The organism is Psychrobacillus sp. NPDC096426 (assembly GCF_044762745.1).
In the GTDB taxonomy this organism is placed as follows: Bacteria; Bacillota; Bacilli; order Bacillales_A; family Planococcaceae; genus Psychrobacillus.
The window spans coordinates 108,479-117,449 of sequence record NZ_JBIWEX010000013.1 but is presented as its reverse complement, the minus strand read 5'-3'; the positions used below and the strand labels follow the sequence as shown (position 1 = coordinate 117,449).

At 38.1% G+C, this 8,971-nt stretch carries 9 protein-coding genes; 5 read left to right on the top strand and 4 right to left on the bottom strand.

What is annotated here, in order from left to right; all coding sequences use genetic code 11:
• The first annotated feature begins 187 nt into the window (after positions 1 to 187).
• A complete protein-coding gene (locus ACIQYS_RS12715; protein ID WP_402980160.1) occupies positions 188 to 526 on the top strand; it encodes a DUF6054 family protein in 339 nt (112 codons plus the stop codon).
• A 28-nt stretch (positions 527 to 554) separates the two neighbouring features.
• Here ACIQYS_RS12715 and ACIQYS_RS12710 read toward each other — a convergent pair whose 3' ends face one another.
• From ACIQYS_RS12710 to ACIQYS_RS12695, 4 genes are all read right to left on the bottom strand, one after another.
• Positions 555 to 1,541, bottom strand: coding sequence for a DMT family transporter (locus ACIQYS_RS12710; RefSeq protein ID WP_402980157.1), 987 nt, complete (start codon positions 1,539 to 1,541; stop codon positions 555 to 557).
• Positions 1,542 to 1,553: 12 nt separating this feature from the next.
• Positions 1,554 to 2,780: a peptidase T gene (pepT, locus tag ACIQYS_RS12705; protein ID WP_402980155.1), complete on the bottom strand. Its 1,227-nt coding sequence runs from the start codon at positions 2,778 to 2,780 to the stop codon at positions 1,554 to 1,556.
• A gap of 270 nt (positions 2,781 to 3,050) precedes the next feature.
• Positions 3,051 to 3,464, bottom strand: coding sequence for an RDD family protein (locus ACIQYS_RS12700; RefSeq protein WP_402980184.1), 414 nt, complete (start codon positions 3,462 to 3,464; stop codon positions 3,051 to 3,053).
• A gap of 22 nt (positions 3,465 to 3,486) precedes the next feature.
• Positions 3,487 to 5,184 (bottom strand): M3 family oligoendopeptidase, encoded by a 1,698-nt coding sequence (locus tag ACIQYS_RS12695; protein ID WP_402980152.1) that lies wholly within the window; start codon positions 5,182 to 5,184, stop codon positions 3,487 to 3,489.
• A gap of 164 nt (positions 5,185 to 5,348) precedes the next feature.
• Between ACIQYS_RS12695 and ACIQYS_RS12690 the strand changes: the two genes are divergently transcribed.
• The 4 genes from ACIQYS_RS12690 (at position 5,349) to ACIQYS_RS12675 (ending at position 8,928) form a co-directional block, all read left to right on the top strand.
• A complete protein-coding gene (locus tag ACIQYS_RS12690; protein WP_402980149.1) occupies positions 5,349 to 6,104 on the top strand; it encodes a DUF2087 domain-containing protein in 756 nt (251 codons plus the stop codon).
• A gap of 19 nt (positions 6,105 to 6,123) precedes the next feature.
• On the top strand, positions 6,124 to 6,477 hold the full coding sequence (locus tag ACIQYS_RS12685; RefSeq protein ID WP_402980146.1) for a GIY-YIG nuclease family protein: 354 nt from the start codon (positions 6,124 to 6,126) through the stop codon (positions 6,475 to 6,477).
• Positions 6,478 to 6,785: 308 nt separating this feature from the next.
• Positions 6,786 to 7,847, top strand: coding sequence for a phosphotriesterase family protein (locus tag ACIQYS_RS12680; RefSeq protein WP_402980143.1), 1,062 nt, complete (start codon positions 6,786 to 6,788; stop codon positions 7,845 to 7,847).
• Between the two features lie 85 nt (positions 7,848 to 7,932).
• On the top strand, positions 7,933 to 8,928 hold the full coding sequence (locus tag ACIQYS_RS12675; protein ID WP_402980140.1) for a phosphotriesterase family protein: 996 nt from the start codon (positions 7,933 to 7,935) through the stop codon (positions 8,926 to 8,928).
• The last annotated feature ends 43 nt before the right edge of the window (positions 8,929 to 8,971 follow it).

Genomic DNA, 8,971 nt, shown 5'->3' with positions numbered 1-8,971 from the left:
CAAGAAAAATTAGGCTACCTAACACCAAAAGAATTTGGAATTGCGGCAGCCTAAATAGGTGTTTTATATGTGTCTCATATCGCTAGGTCAGTTCACTATGGAACGTTTTTTTGTTTCTCTTTTTTCTTAGAAACTATTTCCTCATTCCAACGTAAAGGTAAGTATAAGAGGAAATGGGGGGATTTGAATGGATATACGCGACTTTTACGTTTCGTTGGCACCGAAAGCTGCGCTAGATGTATTGCAACAACATATCGTGCAAGGAAGTATTTCAGGCGCGATTGTAGATGTGTACGAGCGAGTAGTAGGCGAACATCAAATTGTGGTATGCGTACTAGAGAAGTATTATATGCGCACAAGTAATCGGGCTTCATTAACTATTACGATTGATAATTTAGAAAACAAAACAAAAGTACACGCTGCCTCATCAGGAGCTGGCTCAGGAGCTTTTTTACGCTTTGACTGGGGAGCGGGAGGCGACTTTGTAAACAGTGTAGAGAAAGCTCTTGGAAGATATATGGTATAAACAGAAAGTGCATGGTTATGAGAGAAGATTATTCATAACCATGCACTTTTTGTATTGTATTTTTTGAAGTCAATACTGCAGCTTTTGTATTTAAGACTTTCGTATAGTAGCTGTGTAAAAACATTCCTAAAATAATTATGCCAAGTCCAACTAAAGCAATTGGTACAGGTAATGGAATGTGGAGAACAATCATTTCCCCAACAATCACAAATAGTATCTCGGTCGACTGCGTTGCTTCTACAGCAGCTAACTTTCCTTGATGATCCCGGACTCGATCTGTTGCCATAAAAAATAGAGTAGTAGCGACAACACCGGAACTAACCGCTACTATTAACGATTGTACAACTTGACTCATAGAAGGGAGTCCAACTGTGAATAGTGCGAATACGACAAGTATAATCCAAGCTGGAAGGGAAGCAATCGTCATCCCAAGCACGCGCTGAAACGTATCCAGTTTGCCGTCTAAATACTCCATCATTTTCCGATTTCCGAGTGGATAGGCAAACGCAGCCACGATTACAGGTAATATACCAAGAAAAACAGCATTCATGGAAAGTGACTTTGTGTTTGGGATTTGAATAAGAATAATACCTATTAAAATGACAAGTGAGATTAATAGCGAAATGACAGGGATTTTTTGTTTGATGATTCGATCTTTTATTTTTACCGAAAAAAATGGTGCGAGTAAAACACCAGCGACAATTGTAAACTGCCACATTCCGGAGATTAGCCAGCCTGGTCCATAAGCCGCTGCAAATGTCAGTGGTGCATAAAATAAGACAAAGCCAACAAAACTCCATATGAGCCACGGAGCAGGAGCGGACTTTATTTCATGGATTGTGTGGGCTACCCCTTTTCGGTAATAAACAATGATAAATAGAAAAGGTAGCATAAAAAAGAAGCGGAGGGAAGAGCTCCAAAGCCAGCTTCCTCCCGATACTTCCATTGATCGATTAAGAATAAATGTTACCGCAAAAAACAAAGAGGCAAGAATCCCCAGTAATATTTCTCGCATGAACCCACCTACTTATCCTTGATTTTCAAAAGCTTGAATAATCCCTTTTACAACTTCCGTAGATTTCTCCATAGCGTCTACTGAAACATATTCATATTTACCATGATAGTTTTCGCCACCAGTAAATATGTTAGGTGTAGGCATGCCCATGTAAGAAAGTTGAGAACCATCCGTACCACCACGAACAGGAATAATAAGAGGTTCGATATTTAGTGCAACCATCACATCTCTTGCTACATCTACAATTTCCATAACAGGGGCAATTTTTTCACCCATATTATAATATTGATCCTCAAGTTCAACCGAAATAGCGCCTTCTCCGTATTCTGCTTTAATTTTATCCGCAGTGTCTAAAAACAGTTGCTTTTTTGCTTCAAACTTTTCACGATCATGGTCGCGAATAATATAGCTAAGCTCTGTTTTTTCCACATCCCCATTGAAATTCATCAAGTGGATAAACCCTTCATAGCCTTCCGTTTTTTCAGGGACAGCATCTACTGGCATATGGGATTGGAATTTCGTTGCGATTGTAATGGAATTTACCATTTTGTCTTTTGCAGAACCTGGATGCACACTAGTACCGTTCGTCACAACTCGTGCACCTGCAGCATTGAAGCTTTCGTATTGCAATTCACCAAGTGGACCTCCATCCATAGTATAAGCGAACTTCGCACCGAATTTTTCCACGTCAAATTTATGTGGTCCACGACCGATTTCTTCATCTGGATTAAATGCGACGCGAATCTTTCCGTGTTTTACTTCCGGATTTTGAACGAAGTATTCCATAGCTGTCATAATAATTGCAATGCCGGCTTTATCATCTGCCCCTAAAAGTGTAGTGCCGTCCGTAGTAAGAAGTGTATGCCCGACATAGTTTGTAAGCTCAGGAAAATCCTTTACAGACATCACTGTCGATGCATTTAACGTGATGTCCTTTCCATCATAGTTATCAATACACTGTGGGTTAACGTTTTTCCCCGTGTAGTCGGTTGCCGTATCAACATGTGCTAAAAAACCGATTGTTGGAAGGTCTTTATCTGTATTAGAAGGCAAAGTAGCAAACAAATACCCGTTTTCATCTAATGTGATTTCTTCCAGACCAATGTCCGCAAGCTCTTTCTCTAAAACATGAAGCAAATCCCATTGGCCTTCCGTTGACGGGCAAGTCGTACTTGTTGCGTCCGATTGTGTGTCTATTTTTGCATAACGAGTTAAACGCTCGATTAATATTTCTTTCATGAGAAAAGTCCCCTTTCAAATTAAAACGCATACACATATTTTAACAGATTCCTTCGACTTTCGGAATTATAACTGGTGCCAGGCAGCTGTAATAATTCATCCAGAAAAATACATTTACAACTAAAATGGTGATTTTTACAACTAAACCTTCAAGAATTACAACTAACTCCTTCTATTTTCCAACTAAACTTCCCATTATTACTACTATCCTAAATTCCACATAAAGAGGCTACCGAAAGGATTAACTTTCGGTAGCCTCTGCTTCAAAAACTATTCACTTTCTTCTGGTAAATCATACGTCACATACGTTCCTGCGATGAAATCATGAATTCCTCGCTTATCTTCTCGGAGACCGACCATAAATGCACTCACTATGAGCGCTATTCCTAAAGTTAAGCCGTATACAAGTCCTCCAACAAGAACGCGCAAGAGCATCGTTCCGTAGCCAAGTTTCGAACCATCTAATTTTACAATTCGAATTCCTAATATTCGCTTACCTACTGTATATCCAGTCCACACAACCGGTACAATAATCGTGTAAATAATATTTCCAAAACTTGTAATGGGGGTTTCGTCCCAATTGCCGACAATCAAATAACTAATACAAGATAAAGGTAACCCAATGATTATGCCATCTAATATATTAGCAGCAAAACGAGCCCAAAAACCAGCTGGATTCAATATTTACAACTCCCTTATCAAAATATTATAAAGCAGAGTCATCCACACTATTTAAGTACGTTTCAATCGTGCCAACAACCGATTCCACACAACCTTCTTCAAATGGCGAAATTAAATTAGCTTCTTCTACTAATTTAGTGAAAGATTTTGAACCGCCTAATTGGCATAGGTGTAAATAATCTTTCCATGCAGCCTCGTGATCTTCTCTTGAACGCTTCCAAAATTGGAATGCACAAATTTGTGCTAAAGTATAGTCAATATAATAAAACGGACTAGCGTAAATATGTCCTTGACGTTGCCAAAAAGCTCCTGCTTCTAAATAACTATTGCCGTCATAATCGCGATGTGGCAAATAAATTTCTTCAATTTTTTTCCAAGCATCTTTTCGTTCCGCCGGAGTCATTTCAGGATTTTCATACACAGCATGTTGGAATTCATCTACCGCAACCCCATAAGGCAAGAACAATAAACCACTGCTTAAATGCGCAAACTTATATTTATCGGTTTGCTCTTTAAAGAATAATTCCATCCAAGGCCATGTAAAAAATTCCATACTCATCGAGTGAATTTCACAAGACTCAAATGTCGGCCAAATGTACTCAGGAATCCCAATATTACGGCTCGTATATACTTGGAATGCGTGGCCAGCTTCATGCGTTAACACATCGATATCACCGGAAGTTCCGTTAAAGTTTGAGAAAATGAATGGAGATTCGTAGTCATCGATAAACGTACAATATCCTCCAGATTCTTTTCCTTTCTTTGCAACTAAGTCCATCAAATCTCGATCAATCATAAATTGGAAGAACTCTGCTGTTTCAGGTGAAAGCTCATCATACATTTTCTTCCCATTTTCAACAATCCACTCAGATGACCCTTGTGGTGTTGCGTTTCCTGTTAAGAAATTGAGTGATTCATCGTAAAACTTCAATTGCTCGACTCCAATGCGCTTTGCTTGGCGTTCGTATAGTTTAGTTGCTAAAGGAACGATATAATCCCGCACCTGATCACGGAACTTTTTCACCATTTCCGCATTATAGTCGATGCGATTCATACGAACATATCCAAGTTCGACGAAGTTTTTATACCCCAATTTCGTTGCAATCTCATGACGAACTTTTACGAGTTGATCATAAATATCATCAAATTTTGCTTCATGTTCTTGGAAGAATCCGAATCTTGCTTCTGTAGCTTTTTTACGCACATCTCTGTCCGTTGATTCTGAGTATGGTCCAAGCTGCGCAAGTGTTAAGACTTCACCGTTAAATTCAACTTGTGCCGATGCGACTAGCTTTGAATAATCGGAAGCTAGCTTGTTTTCTTTTTGCATTAGGGAAATTACTTCAGAAGAAAATGCTTTAATTTGAAAGTCTGCTAGATCAAATAGCTGACTTCCCCATTTCTCCTCTAGTTCATTACGGAATGGGGAAGCTACAAGCGCTTTATAGTATTCCGTGACAAGTTCATCTACCTCAGGACTGATTTCATCAAAATAATCTCGTTCTTTTTGATAGTACTCATCGTTTGTATCAATCGATGCCCGAATGTACACCAAGTTAGCTTGTGTAGAAAAGTCGTTGCGCAATGTGTTTAGTTCTTCAATTGCCGCACTTTGCTCTTCCATAGAAGAAGCTTGCTTAAATTTAGTTAAAGCCTCATTAAACTTTACTTTGTCTTCCTCCAAATTTGGACGTTTGTATTCATAGTCTTTAAATGTAACCAATGATATTCTCCTCCCAGTCGCTTCTTCGAAATCCGAAGCGTTGTCCTTTTCATTGTTCATTATTTTCTGATATATTGCAACTATATATTTTTAATTTGATATTTTATAGATGTTATTATATTATGTTTATAAAATAACAAACAATGAATGGTTGTGTTTATATAATGGAGATTACGGAATTATTTTGGAACGCTGATTTAGAACAGTTAAAAGCAGGATATGTGGAAGAAAAAGAAGCTTTTATTTGTTTAGTTTGTGGTGAAAAAATAGAAAAGGGTATTATTTATCCACATCAAGCAGTTCTATTAGAAGCAGAACGATTTATGAAGCTGCATTTGGAACGAGAGCATGGATCCATGTTCCAGTACTTAATTAGTTTAAACAAAAAACTAACAGGGTTAACGGATCACCAAAATAGCTTACTGCGATTATTTTATGAGGGGAAAAATGATGCAGAAATTCAAGCCGAATTAAATATAGGTAGCAGTTCCACCATAAGAAACCATCGCTTTGTGCTAAAAGAAAAAGAGCGCCAAGCGAAAATTTTCTTAACAATGATGGAACTATTGAAGGAAAAAGACAACCATGCACCGACATTTTTACCCCTTCATAAAAACGCGACAATGGTAGACGATCGGTACAACATAACAAAAGAAGAGCAACTCGATGTGGAAAAGAAATTTTTCCCGGAAGGTACAGATGGTCCACTAGTAAAATTTCCGAAAAAAGAGAAGCAAAAACTAGCAACACTGCGCGTCATCATTAAACGATTTGAACTAGAGAAAGTGTACAGCGAAAAAGAAATTAATGAAGTACTCAAAAATGTATATGCAGACTTCGTCACTTTAAGACGTTATTTAATCGAGTATGGATTTTTAGATCGCAAAGACGACGGTAGTGAGTACTGGGTAAAAAACTAATAAAAGAGGATTGGTTTAAATGGAAAGAAAAAAAGAATTGAAACAAGCATACAAAGAAGTAAAAGTAGAAAGCGGTATTTATACGATTACAAATAAACAAAACGGCAAAAAGTTTGTCGCATCGACCCGTAATTTCAAAACGCTAAACGGTACTAAATTCACACTGGAAAATGGTATGCACACAAATAAAGAGCTTCAAGAAGAGTGGAACCAATATGGAAAAGAAGCATTTGAAATCGAGCAAGTAGAAATATTGAAAATTCCAGAAAGTCAATTTATGAATGAAAAGAAAGAACTAGAAAAGCTGTTAAATCAGTGGATAGATAAACTGCAACCATATGCAGAGAATGGTTATCATACAAAAAAAGATTGATAGTAAGCAACAAACGTAGATTGTCTAAGTTTGTTGCTTATTTTATTCCTCAGAAAACTTCTAGATTTTCAAAAAGCGCTCACAAAATATTTGTACTCTTTCTTTAAAACGCTAAAGAATTCTCTTAAAACCCTTAACTTTAAACTATTCGAAAGAGTCAGAAAAAGTAATTGACTTTGGTATAACAATATTATAATATTGCATTAACAACTTAGATATTACATTGCTATGTTTATTGTGGAAGAAAGCGGTTACATCCAAAAACGTTCTTAAATGTAGAACTATTAAAATGATAGGAGGTTATAACAATGCTAGATAATATACAAGAAAATAATTCAGGTGTTGTTCGTACGGTGCTGGGACCTGTTCCTACAAGGGAACTTGGTGTTGTACTTATACATGAGACACTTCTTTCAGTAATGCCTGGAGCAGAGTACGCGCCTGAGATTAACATGGATAAAAGTGAAATTTTCGGAATATTGAAACGAAAACTGATGGATTACCGCCGACTTGGAGGGAAAACGATTGTCGATCGTAGTGGTATGTTCCACGGTCGCGATGTTGAACTTTATCGAACGCTTTCTAAAACAACAGGTGTACATATCATTGCGTCAACAGGATTAGGGCCTGAGCCAATGTTAGGTGGGTACTTTATGACACCTCAAAAAAATCCACCTACACCTTGGTCAGCTGAACAATTTTCTGGGCTTTTTACAAAAGAAGTGACAGAAGGAATTGTTATACCGCGTGTTGAACGCTCAAGCTCCGCTGGTTTAGTAACATCAATCGCCTCAAGAACAGGAATAACACAAGTAGAAACTGGACTTTTCCGTGGTTCTGCGCAGACAGCACTTTCAACCGGGATACCTGTATCTGTACAATATGGTGCAAATGCTATAAATGATTTAGAGGTGTTATTAAGTGAGTGTATTGCTCCAAATCGTGTGATTATCGGAGGGTTAGACCGTTTAGAAGCGGTAGAAAGTAAAGTAATCTTTGAAATTGCTGAACGTGGAGTATACGTTGCGTTAGACCATGTTGGTTGGTCATCCAATGAAGGTTATGTAAATGATATAGAACGTGCTACGTTAGTCGCTGAATTATTTGCAGCAGGACATGGTGAACGGGTATTAATTTCTAGCAATACGGTTGGTGTGGCTAAAGGTCATGAAGCAAAAGAACTTAGTATTGATCACTTATTGACATCATTTGTACCACAACTACGTAAAGCGGGAGTGACAGAAGAACAAATTCGCATCTTACTTCAGGAAAACCCACAAAGGGTACTAACTGTGGATCCTTCAGCAGAGCAAAAGATTTCTGGATGGAACTATGAATGGGATAAATTATATCAACCCGTCACTTATTAAGGGAACGGATGACTAAGACATTTTAAATTATTAAAAGCTTGCCATTGGTAGAGCATCTATAGAGTAAGAGTGAGGAGTGATAAACATGGGGAAAATTAATACTGTTTTAGGCCCAATTCCAACAGAAGATTTGGGAATCGTAGCAATGCATGAGCATATTGGGTTTGGTCTACCGGGGTGTGACTTAGATACACAATGGTGGAAAAAGCCTGAAGAAGCATTTGAGGTTACATTACAAAAGTTACGTCGCTTTCGAGAGCATGGTGGAAAAACATTTGTAGACTGCACAGGCATTGGAAATGGCCGTGATATCGAGTATTTCCAAGTCCTTTCACGCAGAACTGGAGTTCATATTGTAGCGGTTACAGGATTTGTAGCAGCTGACTCAGCTCTACCATATTTCCGTAACAAATCCGTCGAGTATCTTACTGATTTACTTGTTCATGAAATAACAGTAGGTATTGATGGTACAGACGCAAAAGCGGGTGCTATAAAAGTAGGAGTTAGTCGTGGTGGTAAATTAAATGAATTAGATAAACGTATATATCGCGCCGCTGCACGTGCAGCATTAAAAACTGGGGCTCCAATCATTACACATTTATGTGTAGATGCTGAGACTGCAATTGACATTTTTAAAGAAGAGGGCTTATCACTTGATCGAATTCTTTTCGGGCATGCAGATGACGGAGGATATCTTGATGAAGATCGTGATTCAAAAATTGCAGAGCTCGGTGGTTATGTAGGCTTTGACACAATTGGTTATGACAGTGAAGTAGAGGGGGCACCTTATTGGTCAAGACCGCGTCAAGACCGTGTGGAACATTTCCTTCGTTTCCTTGATAAAGGATTTTTAAATCGTGCAGTTATTTCTGCAGACGCAAACTGCTGTGCGTTAGGATGGCCAGGGTTAAAAGGGCATTCAGTAAATTATTTATTCGAGGAATTTATTCCGGATCTTCGTAAAGCTGGCGTTGGTGAAGAAGTATTTGAGCAACTCTTAATTCATACACCTGCCAAAATTTTAACAATGCAAGAACCACGTTTAGTTGGAATTCGAGAAGCGGTAGCAATATCCGAATAAAGTGAAGTAGACTTCTAAATCTAGAAGTCTACAAAATATTTTT